Annotated in this window: 16 protein-coding genes; 9 read left to right on the top strand and 7 right to left on the bottom strand. The window is 43.5% G+C overall.

The genetic code is table 11. The annotated features are described in order from the left end of the window. Positions 1–7: 7 nt before the first annotated feature. From ACW9SV_RS05730 to ACW9SV_RS05695, 8 genes are all read left to right on the top strand, one after another. The gene (locus ACW9SV_RS05730) at positions 8–886 is read left to right on the top strand and encodes an NAD kinase (RefSeq protein WP_479555780.1); all 879 of its coding nucleotides are present in this window, start codon (positions 8–10) and stop codon (positions 884–886) included. Positions 887–973: 87 nt separating this feature from the next. Further along, positions 974–1,963 (top strand): DUF6089 family protein, encoded by a 990-nt coding sequence (locus ACW9SV_RS05725; protein ID WP_479555779.1) that lies wholly within the window; start codon positions 974–976, stop codon positions 1,961–1,963. 28 nt (positions 1,964–1,991) lie between these two features. Then, on the top strand, positions 1,992–2,789 hold the full coding sequence (gene porG / locus ACW9SV_RS05720; RefSeq protein WP_479555778.1) for a type IX secretion system protein PorG: 798 nt from the start codon (positions 1,992–1,994) through the stop codon (positions 2,787–2,789). A gap of 58 nt (positions 2,790–2,847) precedes the next feature. After that, positions 2,848–3,591, top strand: a complete 744-nt coding sequence (locus ACW9SV_RS05715; protein WP_479556510.1) for an isoprenyl transferase — start codon at positions 2,848–2,850, stop codon at positions 3,589–3,591. Next, positions 3,591–6,173, top strand: a complete 2,583-nt coding sequence (locus tag ACW9SV_RS05710; RefSeq protein WP_479555777.1) for a BamA/OMP85 family outer membrane protein — start codon at positions 3,591–3,593, stop codon at positions 6,171–6,173. The genes ACW9SV_RS05715 and ACW9SV_RS05710 overlap by 1 nt, the downstream gene beginning before the upstream one ends. A 57-nt stretch (positions 6,174–6,230) precedes the next feature. Further along, positions 6,231–6,884 (top strand): OmpH/Skp family outer membrane protein, encoded by a 654-nt coding sequence (locus ACW9SV_RS05705; protein ID WP_479555776.1) that lies wholly within the window; start codon positions 6,231–6,233, stop codon positions 6,882–6,884. A gap of 19 nt (positions 6,885–6,903) precedes the next feature. Beyond that, positions 6,904–7,515, top strand: a complete 612-nt coding sequence (locus ACW9SV_RS05700) for an OmpH/Skp family outer membrane protein (protein WP_479555775.1) — start codon at positions 6,904–6,906, stop codon at positions 7,513–7,515. A 94-nt stretch (positions 7,516–7,609) separates the two neighbouring features. Continuing rightward, on the top strand, positions 7,610–8,680 hold the full coding sequence (locus ACW9SV_RS05695; RefSeq protein WP_479555774.1) for an RluA family pseudouridine synthase: 1,071 nt from the start codon (positions 7,610–7,612) through the stop codon (positions 8,678–8,680). Between the two features lie 200 nt (positions 8,681–8,880). Here ACW9SV_RS05695 and ACW9SV_RS05690 read toward each other — a convergent pair whose 3' ends face one another. The 6 genes from ACW9SV_RS05690 to ACW9SV_RS05665 all read right to left on the bottom strand — a co-directional run bounded on the left by ACW9SV_RS05690 (position 8,881) and on the right by ACW9SV_RS05665 (position 14,602). Next, the gene (locus ACW9SV_RS05690; protein ID WP_479555773.1) at positions 8,881–10,380 is read right to left on the bottom strand and encodes a tetratricopeptide repeat protein; all 1,500 of its coding nucleotides are present in this window, start codon (positions 10,378–10,380) and stop codon (positions 8,881–8,883) included. A gap of 41 nt (positions 10,381–10,421) precedes the next feature. Next, positions 10,422–11,369, bottom strand: coding sequence for a PstS family phosphate ABC transporter substrate-binding protein (locus ACW9SV_RS05685; protein WP_479555772.1), 948 nt, complete (start codon positions 11,367–11,369; stop codon positions 10,422–10,424). 375 nt (positions 11,370–11,744) lie between these two features. Further along, entirely contained in the window at positions 11,745–12,569 is an 825-nt protein-coding gene (locus tag ACW9SV_RS05680) for an energy transducer TonB (RefSeq protein ID WP_479555771.1), read from the bottom strand. Beyond that, positions 12,569–13,102: an ExbD/TolR family protein gene (locus ACW9SV_RS05675; RefSeq protein WP_479555770.1), complete on the bottom strand. Its 534-nt coding sequence runs from the start codon at positions 13,100–13,102 to the stop codon at positions 12,569–12,571. The genes ACW9SV_RS05680 and ACW9SV_RS05675 overlap by 1 nt, the downstream gene beginning before the upstream one ends. Before the next feature lie 15 nt (positions 13,103–13,117). Next, complete coding sequence (locus tag ACW9SV_RS05670) at positions 13,118–13,723, bottom strand: ExbD/TolR family protein (RefSeq protein ID WP_479555769.1); 606 nt, start codon at positions 13,721–13,723, stop codon at positions 13,118–13,120. Positions 13,724–13,750: 27 nt separating this feature from the next. Then, positions 13,751–14,602 carry a MotA/TolQ/ExbB proton channel family protein gene (locus ACW9SV_RS05665; protein ID WP_479555768.1) on the bottom strand — a complete coding sequence of 284 codons (852 nt, stop codon included), beginning with the start codon at positions 14,600–14,602 and terminating at the stop codon, positions 13,751–13,753. On the opposite strand from ACW9SV_RS05665, the gene ACW9SV_RS05660 reads away from it, so the two are divergent. Beyond that, positions 14,526–14,756: a hypothetical protein gene (locus ACW9SV_RS05660; protein WP_479556525.1), complete on the top strand. Its 231-nt coding sequence runs from the start codon at positions 14,526–14,528 to the stop codon at positions 14,754–14,756. The genes ACW9SV_RS05665 and ACW9SV_RS05660 overlap by 77 nt on opposite strands. A gap of 94 nt (positions 14,757–14,850) precedes the next feature. Here ACW9SV_RS05660 and mazG read toward each other — a convergent pair whose 3' ends face one another. Beyond that, positions 14,851–15,678: a nucleoside triphosphate pyrophosphohydrolase gene (gene mazG, locus ACW9SV_RS05655; RefSeq protein WP_479555767.1), complete on the bottom strand. Its 828-nt coding sequence runs from the start codon at positions 15,676–15,678 to the stop codon at positions 14,851–14,853. Between the last annotated feature and the right edge of the window lie 84 nt (positions 15,679–15,762).

Here is a 15,762-nt window from a genome sequence, read left to right as displayed (position 1 = left end):
CCCTGTCATGAAAATAGCAATAGTTGGTAAACCTGTGAAAGAGGAAGTGATTCCTTTTGTGCGCCGACTATTAGATTTATTGGTTCAGCAGGGGGTACAGGTAACAGTGGCCGATCATTTTGTAGAATCGTTGGCGCCCTTTACCCCAATACCTTCCCAAGCAGATGTATTTACCCGTGATACCAGCCTGCGGGATGTCAATTACATGCTTAGCTTGGGCGGTGACGGTACTTTGCTGGATGCAGTCACCTATGTGGGAGCTTTGCAAATTCCTATTATGGGCATCAACATGGGACGGCTGGGGTTCTTGGCTTCAGTGCCTTATGCCCACTTAGAAATGGCGGTCGATTCCCTGTTAAAAGGGCATTTCACCCTGGAAGATAGGTCGCTCATCCATTTGGACAGTGATCAGGAGGTGTTTGATGGCAAAAACTTTGGATTGAATGAATTTTCAATTTTAAAGCGAGATACTTCCTCCATGATTGCGGTTCATACGTACATCGACGGGGAATATTTAAATTCTTATTGGGCAGACGGCCTGATAGTGGCAACACCTACCGGGTCTACCGGGTATTCGCTTTCCTGTGGAGGGCCGGTGATGATGCCCCAAACAAACAATTTTGTAATCTCTCCCGTATGCCCTCATAATTTGAATGTACGCCCACTGGTTGTCTCAGATAAGAGTGTTATTTCTTTTGAGATTGAGGGAAGAAGCACCAGATACCTAGTATCCTTGGATTCCAGGTCAAAGCCAGTAGATGCTTCCATTCAGTTAGCGGTTAGGCGGGAAGACTTCAATGCAAGGCTTGTGAAGTTAAATCATGTGAATTTTCTAACAACCCTGAGAACAAAAATGCATTGGGGACTTGATCAAAGGAATGGTTAAATAAAAGTTAAATATAAAAAAGTCCTATATACCTCTTTGTTGTAATAAAAAAAGGTATAATTTTGTCCACTGCACGGCAAATGCGCTTTGCAATTAAAAGTAAATACAGTAATAGTTGATGGCATGAAAAAATTTTTCTCTACTTCTTTAATTTTGTTTGTTCTCTTTATGGCTACTGCCCCCCAGGCAGAAGCACAGCGTTTTAGTAGGAGAAATCTTTACAACAGTGTGGGGATCAGTTTGAACGCCATGAACTATTTTGGCGATGTAACTCCTGAATCTGATTTCACAAGCTTACGTCTTAACTCTACCCGTCCAAGTGTATCAGTACACTTCACTCGCAAATTCACTCCCAGAATTTCCGGACGTGCCGCTCTTTCATGGGGAAGAATCACTGGTGATGATAGCAAAAGTGCAGATTTCTCAGAACCAGAGAACGAGCCAAGATTCAAGCGTAACTTGAGCTTCAGAAATGACATCAAGGAATTAAGCGTACATGGTATCATTGACTTGTTCGAGAACCGCAGAACTTATTTACGCCGTCCTGATTTCACACCTTATGCTTTCGTGGGTGTAGCTGTAATGCATCATAACCCTAAAGCATATTATGACGGAACAGATTCTCGTTTGGCAGCTGGTTGGTATGAGTTACAGCCTCTTGGAACTGAAGGCCAGTATTCAAACGAAGAAGGCTATCCAGATCCTTACAAAAAGATTCAATTTGCCATTCCTTTCGGATTTGGTGTTAAATACAAACTTGCCAGAAGCTGGGATCTTGGATTTGAGATCACTTGGCGTAAAACCTTCACTGACTACTTAGACGATGTAAGTACTTCTTACGCTGATAAAGGTGACTTAAGCGAAGCTGCTGCTATTTTGTCTGACAGAAGTGCTGACAATTCAAGAGCTGGCAATTACGGTGTTCAAACCGATGCAAATGGTTATAGAAACATCCCTGGCTACGGACGTAAAGGTGACCAGAGAGGTGATACTTCTGATGATGACTGGTACATCACTACAGGTTTTTCTTTAAATTATATCCTAGCTCCGACACGAAGAGGACCTAAATTCCGTTAATACGGAAACACCTTCTGATTTTGAGTAAATGATTTTAAAAACAGTACGCACACTCCTTATTTGCACCTTGGTACAAATAGGGAGTGTTTTTTTTGTATTACCTGCTGCCGCACAGTATCAAACAGGGCAGCCAAGAACAACAAGTGAGCTTGGCATCGGCATTGGAGGAGTAGTCTATAAAGGAGATATAGCTCCTAGGTACCGTTTTAGAAGTAATAGACCTGCGCTCAACCTGTTTTATAAAAAGGATATCTCCAATGCTTTGGCTTGGAAGGCTAGTTTGCTCATTGGCCGGGTGAAAGCAGAAGACGAAGACTTTACTGAAAACCCTTCATTTCTTGCTAGAGAGTTGCCATTGTCCATGTATAGACGAGCAACTGTTAACACCAGTTTCCTAGAGCTGAGTGGCGGAATAGACTATAATTTTCTGGATTATTATGATTTCAGACGCAACGTAAGGTGGACTCCTTATTTCACTTTAAGTGTTGCCGGTTTGGTCTATAACAATAAAACCACAGCCATAACACCTGAAATTATCTATCCAACTGATACTGATAATCAACAAAAGTATGGTACCCGCTACGCTTTGGCTGTTCCTGTAGGGGCCGGAGTGAAATATGCGCTTTCAGAACATTGGAACTTGGGCTTTGAGGCAGGGGTAAGAGTTTTGTTCACTGATGCTTTTGATAATCTTATTGATCAGAACGAGCAAGTAATGAATCCTAACAGCAGGGACCTCTACTTCTATAATGGCGTTAGTCTTTCCTATACATTCTACAAGATCAACTGTCCTATAGGATCAGGTAAAAACAGTAAGCGTAACTAGCATAGGCATAATGTGCTAAGCTTTTCCTAAATTGCATTGAAATTTCTTTTTAATGAGCCTGAAGGAAAAGATAGACATGGGCAATTTGCCCCATCATGTTGCCGTTATCATGGATGGAAACGGAAGATGGGCAAAGAAAAAGGGCAACCTTAGGATTTTTGGCCACCAAAACGCCATCACTGCCGTGCGTGAAACCGTAGAGGCGGCGGCAGAATTAGGTGTTCAGTACTTGACATTGTATGCTTTTTCCACTGAGAATTGGTCTAGACCTAAGTATGAAGTGGAAGCCCTAATGCAATTGTTGGTAAGTACAATCCGTAAAGAAACGGAGACCTTAAACAAAAATAATATCAGGTTGCAGTCAATCGGGGATTTGGCGGCATTGCCTCAAGCTTGCAAAAAGCAGTTAGAGGAAGCCATCCAAATCACGAGCCAAAATACCCGGATGACTTTGGTATTGGCCTTGAGCTACAGTGGTCGTTGGGAATTGGTAAACGCCATGCAAAAGGTAGCGGCACAGGTAAAAGCAGGGGAGTTGGAGCCTGCTGCTATCAATGAAAGCACTATACAAGGTTATTTGAATACGGCTGGCATGCCAGACCCAGAGCTATTAATCAGAACCAGTGGTGAGCAGCGCATTAGTAACTTCTTGCTTTGGCAATTAGCTTACACAGAATTGTATATTACAGATCTGCTGTGGCCTGATTTTAGGAAAGAACATCTTTATGAAGCCATACTTGCTTTTCAGCGACGGGAACGCCGATTCGGAAAGACGAGCGAACAATTACAAAAAGCACATTAATGAGTAAGTACTTTTGGCTGTTATGCCTTTTAGTGATGTCTGGTGTAACTGCAAATGCGCAGATCAGACTAGGGGTTGGCGGCAATAATGCGGCTACCTCCATTGACTACGCCAATCCCAAAAAATACAAGATAGGTGGCATCACGGTCAGTGGTGCCAAGTTCCTTGATCCTACTACGTTAATCTCCCTCACCGGGTTAAGAATAGGTGATGAAATTGACGTTCCGGGTGACGCTATCAGCAGAGCTATTCAGAAACTATGGGATCAGGGTATCTTGGGAGGCGTTGATGTGCGCGCCACCCGAATTGAAGGAGACACCATCTACCTTGATTTCTTCTTAACCGAGCGTCCTCGCCTATCCAGATTTGATTTCTCAGGAGCCACAAAAGCGCAAGCTGAGGATCTGCAAAAATCAATCGCCCTAAACAAAGGAAGAGTGGTTACCGATGCTCTTTTAAATTCTACCCGCACCACTGTTCAGAAGTTTTATCAAGACAAAGGATACCTGAATGCCCAAGTGGTAATCAGGCAAATTCCTGATTCAGTAATAGCCAACAGCGTTGCCTTAGAAATCAGAGTAGACAAAGGTGAAAAAGTACGCATTGGTGAACTGGACATTGAGAGAATTAATGCCGCTACAGGTCAGAGCAGAAAAGAAGGATTTGCAGGCTTTATTTCCGGTATCTGGGGCAATGAGGAGGAAGAAGTTTTCAGTGAAACCAAACTGAAGCGGCAATTAAAGAAGACAAAAGAAAAGAAGTTCTACAAAGTCTTCACTGGTGCCAAGTTTAACAAAACCGAATACGAAGCAGATAAAAAGCTTCTTCTTGACTTCTACAACTCAGAGGGTTTCCGGGATGCCGCTATTATCTCTGACTCTATCTACAAAATCAGTGATGACCGGATAGGCATCAAGATTGTGGTAGATGAAGGGCGTAGATACTTTTATCGTAACATCACCTGGAGCGGAAACTACCTGTATGATGATGCGATGCTCTCCAGAGTTTTGGGCTTAAACAAGGGAGATGTTTATAATAGAGAGGAACTGGATAAACGCCTCAACTACAACCCTAACGGGAATGACGTAACCTCCCTTTACATGGATGATGGTTACCTGTTCTTCCAGATTGAGCCCGTTGAAGTGGCGGTAGAAGGTGACTCTATTGACATTGAGATGCGATTGAGCGAGGGGTCACAGGCTACCATCAACAGCATTTCGGTTACAGGAAACACTAAGACAAGTGATCACGTGATTCTTCGCGAATTACGCACCTTGCCTGGGCAGAACTTTAGCAGATCGGCTTTGATCCGTTCACAGCGGGAGCTTTCCAACCTAGGTTATTTTGACCCAGAGAAAATAGGAATGGAGCCAATCCCTAATCCTGAAAATGGAACGGTGGATATCCGGTATACGGTAGAGGAAAGACCAAATGACCAGATCACCTTGTCTGGTGGTTGGGGTGGTGGCCTTGGCGCAGTAGGGACGGTAGGATTAGTACTGAATAACTTCTCGCTCCGCAAAGCAACCGATTGGAAGCAGTGGAGACCGGTTCCGTCCGGAGACGGGCAGCGCTTAGCCTTGAACATCCAGGCTAACGGTAAAAGATATCAGTCCTATTCGCTTTCGTTTACCGAACCTTGGTTAGGCGGACGCAGACCTAATTCATTAACCGTAAGCTTGAGTAAGTCTATCCAAAGATATAGCCAGTTAGATGAATTCAGTCAGAGGCAGGAATCTTTCATTGATATTACAGGGGCAAGCGTGAACCTGGGAAGAAGATTGCGGTGGCCAGATGACTACTTTACCTTAAGTAATTCACTTTCTTACTTCAGGTATAATATGAGCAACGGCTCCACCATCTTCGGGAACTATGCACAGGCAGATCAATTGAGAGATGCGAACAACATTTCTTTCATTACATCTTTTGCCCGTTCTAGCATTGACAACCCTACTTACACTCGTTCTGGTTCTTCTATAGGATTGAACGTGACATTTACGCCTCCTTACTCTTTATTTAAGAGCACTGTTAATAACTTCCAATGGATTGAGTTCCATAAATGGATGTTTGATGCTTCCTGGTTCCATTCTTTGAGTGGTGACGGAAAGCTTGTGTTGAACACCCGGGCTCACTTCGGCTTTATTGGAACTTACAGTTCAAAAGGAGAAATCGGGCCGTTTGAGCGATTTAAACTAGGAGGTTCAGGTTTAGGTGGTGGCTCTTTCATTGTGGCTACTGACTACGTGGGCTTGAGAGGGTATGAAGACGAAAGTATCTCGCCAAACGGAGCTGGTGGTATTGCTTTCAACAAATATGTGGCTGAGTTGCGTTATCCAGTTTCCTTGAACCCAGCGGCAACCGTGTATGTTCTTGGTTTTGCAGAGGCAGGTAACAACTTTGGCAACTATCGTGAATACGATCCATTCAAACTATATCGTTCTGTAGGGGTAGGAGCCAGGGTATTCATGGCAGCCTTTGGTTTGCTAGGCTTTGACTATGGATGGGGACTTGACACCGTGCCGGGTAACCCAGGTGCAAATGGTGGCCAATTCCACTTCATCATTGGGCAGCAAATCAGATAATTGGAACAGAATTTGATAAGATTAAGAAGGATGAAGAAGTTAGGGTGCTTTATATTTATGAGCTTGTTCTTTCTCTTAGGGAAAGAGGTAAGTGCCCAGCGCTTTGGCTATATTGATTCTGGTTTTATCTTGCAGAAGATGCCCGCATATGCTAATGCTCAGGCAGAGGTAGAAAAGCTATCACAAGCCTGGCAAAAGGAAATAGAGGGCATGCGAGCGGAACTAGAGAAGCTGCAAAAGAGTTATCAGGCTGAGGAGATTCTCTTGACTCCTGACATGAAAGTGAAGCGTCAAGAAGAACTGAACCGCAAAGAAACAGAACTGAGGGAGTTTCAGCGGAAGATGTTCGGTTTTGAAGGCTCTTTGTTCAAAAGGAGACAAGAACTAATTAGACCTGCTCAGGATCAATTGTTTGAAGCAGTTGAGAAGATAGTTCGGCAACGCGGGCTCAACTTCATGTTTGACAAGTCTGGTGATGTGGTAATGTTGTATACAGATCCGCGTCATGATTACACAGAATTTGTCTTAGAAGAGTTAGGCTTGGCTTCTAAAGAGCAGAATACGGCAGGTGCCCGTCCGGCCGATGCTTTGGTAGATGATCCGGCAGATGTGCCTCCGCTCCCAGAAGGGGCTGTAACTTCCGAGAACCCAACAAACAAGAAGCCAGTGCCTGCCCGTAAAACAACCCCAGTTAAAAAGAAAAACAATTAAACAAACTAAGTAACTTACAATGAACAAATTGAAATCTCTGTTGGTAGCCGCTTTCTTACTTGTAAGCGTAGCTTCTTTCGCACAGACAGGAACAGTTAAGGTTGGCTATACCAATGCCAATTACATCATTAGCCAATTGCCTGAGAGCCGCCAGATTGAGTCTGATCTGAAAGCCCACAGCAGCCAATTGGAGAAGGAGCTTCAGAACAAATATAAAACCTATCAGGAGAAAGTAGAGGTTTACAAAAAAGGTGCCCCTACCATGACTGATGTGGTTAGAGCTGATAGAGAAAAAGAATTGACTACTTTACAAGCTTCTATTGAGGAGTTCCAGCGTAACGCTGATGCTTCTTTGCAAAAGAAAGAGCAAGCTGCCCTTGAGCCTGTAATGAACAAGATTCAGAAGTCTATTGACAAAGTAGCGAAAGAGAATGGGTATACCCACATCTTTACTGCTGAGGCTCTGTTGTATGGTCCAGAGGATGGAAACACCTTCACTGATCTAGTTTTGAAAGATCTTGGAGTGACTCCAGCCCCTAAAGGTTCTCCTGCTGCTTCTGCTGCCACACCAGGTGCATCTGCTCCTAAGCCAGCGGTACAAAATGCAGCTCCAGTTAAAAAGAAGAAATAAGGTTAACTCCTTCCTAAATTAGAAGAGCCGGTGACGATTATCGTTACCGGCTCTTTATTTTTGTGCTATATTTTGGCAAACAGGCTTAGAACGCATGCAATTACCTGAAGGCATAGAAAACGAGTATGATGATGTAGCAGAAACCGATTCTGATGAACTGTATGAACATCATCGCATCCAGGTAGACAAAGGGCAAGCATTACTGCGGCTAGATAAGTTCCTGATGGACCGTCTGCCTAACGTAACCCGTAACAAACTGCAGGATGCTATCAAGGCGGAATCTGTTAAGATCAACGGGAAACCAACCAAGTCCAGCTACAAAGTAAAGCCTCTGGATGTGATTACCGTTACGTTGGCCAATCCTCCCAGAGATACTGATGTTGTCCCTGAGAACATTCCCTTAAACATAGTGTATGAGGATGAAGAACTGATGATGATCAATAAACCAGCAGGCATGGTAGTGCATCCGGCCTATAATAATTGGTCTGGTACTTTGGTGAACGGATTAGTGTATTACCTGCAGAATCTACCAACCTCCAGAAACGGAGAAATAAGACCGGGTTTGGTGCATCGGATTGATAAGGATACCTCCGGTCTGTTGGTGATAGCGAAGACTGAGTTTTCCATGACCTACCTGGCAAAACAGTTCTTTGACCATTCTATTGAAAGAACGTATTATGCTTTGGTGTGGGGCGTTCCGGCGCAAGCCAAAGGAACTATTGTAGGCCATATTGGGCGCAGTGCTAAAGACCGGAAAGTAATGGCGGTTTACCCAGATGGGGAGTTTGGTAAACCTGCCGTAACCCATTATGAGGTTCTAGAAAGCTTTACCTACTGTAGCCTTATCAAATGCAACCTAGAGACAGGCAGGACCCATCAGATCAGGGCTCATATGAAGTACCTAGGACACCCTTTATTTAATGATGCCACCTACGGGGGGGATAAGATTTTGAAAGGGCAGCAGACAGGTCCTTACAAGGCTTTTGTCCAGAATACATTTGAAGTACTTCCCAGGCAAGCGTTACATGCTAAATCCTTAGGCTTCCACCATCCTACTTCCCACGAGTTCGTTTTCTTTGAATCTGAACTCCCGGATGATTTTAAAGCAGGTTTAGAAAAATGGCGTCAATACGGGAAAGTGCTTCAGGATAGGGTACAAGCCTAGTGTAAGTACTTTCAGCTTAGAGGTAAGGGCTAAATTCGCCCATATTGTTTTGAGCGTGTTTTAGGTAAAATGACCTAAAAGCAGGGCTTGCCTGAAATAATGTAAAGGTGCCTTTCCTAAATTTCACCTTTAGTATAACCTCATAAAAAAAGCTCCCCTTGTACAGACAAGGGGAGCTTTTTTTATGAGGTTAAAGAAGCTTATTTCATGGCTTTAAGACCATTCAAACCATTGGTTGCATCAGCGTTTGCCGGATCCAATGTTTTTACTTCTTGCCAGTGCTTGGTTGCGTTTGCCTTATCTTTTTTCAGATAATAGTAGTAACCAAGGTAGTTGTTGGCAGTAATCAGGTCTTTTTTGTATTTCTCCTTATCACCAGCAGTAAGCTTGATGAATTCCTCATAATGAGGTTTCGCAAGGCCTGCTTTGGTTTCTGGGTCTAAGCTGTAATTTACACGCGCTCTCCAGAAGTGACCATATGCATATGTAGGGTTCTTGGTGGTGATGATGGTGTAAACACTATCCGCCGTCTTGAAGTCATCATTCAACTCATGAGCGTAGCCATAGTAGAACAAATCTGTGTTAGATGGAGGCGTAGTCGCAAACTTAGACTTATAGGCCTCAATAGCTTTAGGATAATTTTTAAGGCTCAGATATTGCTTGGCTAACAAATCATCGTATAACGGATTTTTAGGGTCAAGTTTTTTACCTTGCTCAATCACCGCTACCGCTTCCTGTGGCTTTTTGTTTTCCACTAAGATGTTGGCATAGTACTCGTAGTCAGACGGGATACGCTTTGACTCATCGTACTTGTTGAAGTAAGCGGTAATTGCCTCCAACGCTTTGTCATACTGTTTGGTGTCATAGTAATTGTATGCCAACAAACGGTTCATGGCGATGTTATTTGGATCACTTTTCAAGACAGATTGAATCTCTGTCATGGCATTCGCATAATCCTTCGTTAAGTAAAGGATAGAAGCGTATTTCGCACGTGTTTCTGGCGTATTTTCTGCCATTGACACATACTTCTTGATGTATTCAGAACTTTTTGGATACTGCTCTGCACGGTAGTACAGTTCTGCCAACTCAAGGTAGGTAGGAGCATAGTTAGGATCAGCGGCTACAGCTGCATCTAACGCTTCTTTTGCTTGCGTGAAGTTACGGGACTGTACGTACAGCTGGCCTTTACGTAAATGAGCTTTTGCAAATTTACTATCAGCAGCAAGGGCTTTGTCATAATTAGCCATTGCTTTACCGCCATCTACCGTTTTGTTGTGTAGGTAAGCATCACCAAGCAGCACGTATGCGTTGGCGTTTTTGGTATCTTTACTAACAGCTTCTTCTAAAACCTTGATGGCTGGTGATAAGTCTTTCACACCCGAGGTAACATAAGCCTCGCCAATCATGATTTTAATATTGTTGTCCTTGTTCTTAGTTAAGGCCAAAGCTTTGTCAAAAAGCTGTTGCGCTTCTGCTACTTTGTTCTGTTCAAGAGCTGCTTTCCCTTGTTTCACCAAGCCGGCGGCAGAATTATCTTGTACAGCGTAAGAAGCAAATGCTAGTTGTTCTTGGGGGGACTGTATTAGTAATTGTTTCTGTTCAATCTTACCAGAACGCAGCCCATTGTTATGTGCTGAGGCTCCAGCGGCTGTAAAGAAAGCGGCCGCTAAAACTCCATACGTCTTCCAGTTCTTAATCATTTGGTTTGGTTGTTAGTGTTAGTGAAACTCTGGTTAATATTTTACTCTCTAAACCCTACTATGCGTACTGGCATTGAAGCTGGTACCAAGCCTGATTTTAATATAATTCGTTGGCCCTTATCTCCTGTAATGAAGGATGCAAAACCTGTGCCAAGTCCTGCGCGAGCCTCTTTGCTCACTATAAAAACCTCTCTTCGTAGTGGATAAGTTCCTTGGGCCAAATAACCTTGGTATGGTTGGATATAATCATCTTCTGAGGCAGGGTTCTCAGTGGCACTGATGCCTACCACATTCACTCTCTTCAGGAAGCTAATGGCGGTACTGTCTTGACGGTCACTAATCCAATTCACCCCAATAACACCTATCGCGTTTCTGTTTTGAGCTACGTAGTCCACCAAGTTAGAGTTGGAGGTAGTGGCGTAGGTGTTGGGTGGTAACGGTTGTTTCTGGTTGATAGAGTCAAGAATAAACCGTGCTGTACTGGAGTTGCTGTTGTCAAAGACAATGGTAATCTTACCAGATTTAGCATTTGGGTCCAGTTGGCTCCAGGAAGTAGTTTTACCAGTAAAGATACTTCTTACCTGCTGGAGCGTGAGGGTTGTGTCTGTGTTTTCCTTGTTTAGAATAAGGGCAATACCATCCACTGCTATTTTATTTACCCGGGGTGTAATCTTGAACTTTTCAAATTCAGCTTTTTCCCGGTCATTTAGCTCCCGGGCCATAATGGCAAAGCGGATTGTATCATTCAGGAGATCATGGATCACTTGAACCTCCGGTTTGTACATGGCATGTATCTTGGCGTACTTATAAATACCTTGAAAGGTCTGGATCTGCGCATCTACAATAGGGGCATAGGACTCATCAACGCTTATCTTGATACTTCCAGAGGTTGGGGTATCCACTCCTTTGCTGCCAGACTGACCGCAAGAAAAAGTAGCAAGGGCTACACTTGCGGTAAACAGAAAAGTTAAAAGATTAATCTTCTTCATTTCGCCCGGTTTTTTTGAAATACTGTTGGTACGCTCTCACAAATCTAATGATTCCGTAGAAAAGGAGGAGCCCCCCTAATATATATTTATACTCTCTTGGAAATGGTATTTGCTGCGGACTAGAAAGCAGAACGTATAAACCAAAGCCAAAGTATAAAAGTACCATAAGTAATGAAGCATACTTCATGATACTTCCATAAGTGCTTTCCTGTTGTTGTCTCTGGGGTCTTCTGGAGTAGTTCATAGTTCTACCTGTTTGGCTTCTAAGATAGTACGCGAAATAAGGGTGGTATGGTAAAAAAGAACTCCGAAGACAACCATTCTAAACTGAATGTCTGTCTCCGGAGCTTTTATTGGAAAGAACCAGAAGGTTGGTTACTTGATCACGATGCGGTAAGGTACTGTATATTTTACAGATACTTTACGGCCGTTCTGCTCTCCCGGGCTCCATTTAGGCATCCCTTTGATTACACGTACGGCTTCTTCGTCAAGACCATAACCAAGGCCTTTTAGAACTTCAATGTTGGTGATTTCCCCGGTTGGGCCCACTACGAAAGAAAGTACCACGTTACCTTCTGCACCAGCACGCTGAGCGGCTGATGGAATGCGGAATTTCTCACCCATGTATTTCATCATGGCTGCCATCCCGCCTGGGAACTCAGGCATTTTCTCTACCGCAATATATACCTTGTCTTCAAAAACTTCCTGTACCGGACCAGCTGGACCTGTACCGCTTTCAATACCCTCCAAGGTTGGAGGCGCGGTTGGGTCACCTTTTACGGTCTCTGTACCAGCATCAGTTTTCTGAAGCTCTTTAACATCCGGAATCTCTTCTTTCCGTACTTCTTCGTCTTTCTTTACAACCGGAGGTGTAAACTTAACAGTTGAACGTACGGGTGGTGGGGGCGGTGGTGCATCTGGTGGTGGTGGTGGTGGTGGAACCACTTTCTCCACGGAAGGTGGAGCAGCTAAGTCCACTACTTTTACTACCGGAGCCACAGACACTTCTTCTTCTCCCTTGAACATTGATTGAATCAATGGAATGCTCAGGAAAAGAACGAAGAGAATGATGGCAATAACAATTGCGCGGTTAACATGCTTCGTATAAATTTTACGCAACATGTACGCACCATACTCCTTGTTACGGCCTTCAAAGACCATATCATCCAGTGTGGCGGTTGCTAAACGTTGATTATCCATTATTGCGCCCCTCCTTTTTCAGCGTTTCTAAGTAAAGTGGCATCTGCATTGTCTAGCTCGACAATGGCATATCTTTGTGTGCCCGTAATACTCATTTCATCCAAGATATCAACCAAGTTCTTGTAAGAAGAAGTTTCATCAGCTTTAATCAGTACTACCAATTTAGGGTTAGATTTCTTCTCTAGTAATACTTTTCTAATCCCTTTAGCTGACCAATCAGACTCCTGTAAGGTTGGTATGATATTCTGGTTGGGTTGGTGTAAGCCTGCATAATAGAAGATTCTATTATCAGATCCCAAAAGAACAGTAAAAGCATTAGAGGCTTTAATCTCTGATTGCTCTTCTTGATTCTTGGGTTTTACTGGCATGTTGATCTCCATGATCTGAGGTTTTGCCAGTGTGGTGGTCATTACGAAGAAAGTAAGTAATAAGAAGCCAAGGTCCACCATTGGGGTCATGTCCACTTTGGTAGAGCCTTTCTTGGCCCGTTTCTTACCACCCTCGTCGCCGCCTTGCTGTTGTATTTCTGCCATGTTGGTTCCCTTTCGTTATAGGTTACGAGGTTTAACTTCCATATCGGTTACAAGGTTGAAACGGTTCACGTTCTTGTCTTGTAAGATAGCAATTATACGCTCAGCTATAGGGTACTTTGCCGTCTGGTCTCCTTTGATAGCCACAATAGATTGAGGGTTAGAGTAACGGGCTAATTGCACCCAGTCACCTAGTTCATTTCTTGCAGAATCAATAGGAATACCAGGTTGGTTTACCTTTTTCTGATCTTCGGGTTTAAGAGCCAGATAAGATTTCAGTTGAGCAATCGGAACTCCAAACGAAGCAAGTGATGCGAAAACATCTTTTTCCTGCTGGGTGAAGCCAACTCCGTATTTCTCGCTTATCTTATCAATGAGTCTTAGTTTAGTGTTTTTGTCATCTACTCCAAAGAAAACCCGCTCATCGTTACCAATGCTGATTGTAATCACGTTGGCATCTGGAGCTTTAACTTCCGCTGTTGCAGATGGCGTATCCACTACCAGCACTTCCTCTGGCGCGAACTTCGAAATAAGCATGAAGAACGTTACCAGAAGGAATGCCAAGTCCACCATGGGCGTCATGTCCAGGGATGGAGAGGTTCTATGTATTTTTACTTTAGGCATTTTTTCCTTCTAGGCTAGAAGTTCAAATTAGATTCTGTTGTTTTCAGTGTGCTGAGCGGCATACGTCTGGATGATGCTGTAAGAAGCCTCATCAATGCTGTACGTCAACTCATCAATTTTGCTGGTGAAGAAGTTGTAAGCAACGATAGCAATTGCAGAACCAGTAATACCAAGGGCTGTGTTGATCAAGGCCTCAGAGATACCGTTTGCCAGCTGCGTAGCATCTGGAGCACCACTTGCAGTTGCAAGAGCCGCGAACGCTTTAATCATACCCAATACTGTTCCAATCAGACCTACCAGAGTAGAGATAGAAGCGATCGTTGAGATGATTACCAGGTTTTTCTCCAGGATAGGCAATTCAAGAGCAGTAGCTTCTTCAATTTCCTTCTGGATTGCCAGGATACGCTGATCTTTGGTCATGCCGTGCTCATTGTGCATTTCTTGGTATTTCAGCAAGCCAGCCTTTACCACGTTACCTACTGATCCTTTTTGTTGGTCGCAGATAGCGATAGCACCATTGATGTCATTCATATTCATTTTCTGACGCACACTTCTTACAAATTGCTCAAGGCCTTTACCACCTTTTGCTTTGTTGATTGTTAAGAAACGCTCAATTGAGAAAGTGATTACCAGAATGTTAATCGCGATAAGGATAGGTACGATGAAACCTCCTTTGTACACCTGACCAAGCATGTTGCCCGGAAGTGGGTGGTTGGCGTTGTCGCCACCTTCAAAGTTAGCTCCGTTACCAAGGATAAACAGATAAATACAAACCGCAGCAATGATAGCTACCGGAATTACGATGCTTGCGAACATTGAGCCTGCTTTGCCTTCTTGTTTTGCTGGTTTTGCAGTTGCAGGTGCACTCTTTTTTTCCATTGTTTCTAAAAATTTAGGTTTAGTTGTTTGTGTTACTGAGTTAGTTTTTAATAATGAATTGGTTGTTAAAAAGTTAAATGCTCTTTCACTCTTAAAAATTCCCTTAAAACCATTTGTTGAGCAAGAGAGTTATCTTAGTTTGAGAGCAACCTAGATACAAGCCTAGGGATTTATACGCAAATAATCAAATAATGCCTGAAATTTTATTGCAAAAGTACAATCAATTTAGGGTATACTTAAGAAATTTGCTAATACTCCTCGGGCTTAATTTTGGTTTTTGCTTCATTCCAATAGACATCCATTTCGGCCAAAGTCATCTCACTAAGCTTTTTCCCTTGGGCATTTGCTGCTTTTTCAAGGTACTGAAACCGGTGGATAAACTTTTGGTTGGTTTTGGCCAAAGCCTCTTCAGGATTGAGGTCCAGAAAACGGGCAAAATTGATGAGAGAGAAGAAAACATCGCCTAGCTCATCGGTTGCCTTGGCTTTGTCTTCCTGGCTTAATTGGGGTTTGTCAAATTCAGCCTTGAACTCGGCTAACTCTTCTTCCACCTTCTCCCAGACTTTTGAGGGCTCATCCCAATCAAATCCAACGCCACGGGCCTTCTCCTGGATACGCATGGCTTTTACCATGGACGGAAGCGATGAAGGAACGCCAGCTAAGACCGATTTATTGCCCTCTTTAAGTTTTAAACTTTCCCAATTCTGTTTTACCTCTTCTTCTGTATCTGCTTTGGTATCACCGTAGATGTGTGGATGCCGGAAGACCAGTTTGTCGCATTGGGCGTTAAGCACCTCTGCAATGTCAAAGGCCCCTTGTTCAGAAGCAATCTTTGCATAGAAAACCAGGTGTAGCAGTACATCGCCTAACTCCTTTTTGATTTCCGGAAGATCCTGGGTGAGAATGGCCTCAGAAAGCTCGTAGGTTTCCTCAATGGTGAGGTGCCGCAGGCTTTCCATGGTTTGTTTCCTATCCCAAGGGCATTTTTCACGCAAATCATCTAAAATATCCAGCAAACGGTTAAAGGCTGCTAGCTGAGCTTGGCGGGTGTAAGCGGGTACTACGGGGGTTTCCATTTAACAAAGATAAACGTAATGATAACATTTCATGAGCAATGCACATTTTAATGCTAAAACAGTAGCACAACAAATCCTAAACTT

The sequence above is a fragment of the Rufibacter sp. JT20002 genome, from assembly GCF_056491185.1.
The sequence above is the reverse complement of the archived record's forward strand: the minus strand, read 5'-3'. Positions and strand labels throughout refer to the sequence as shown.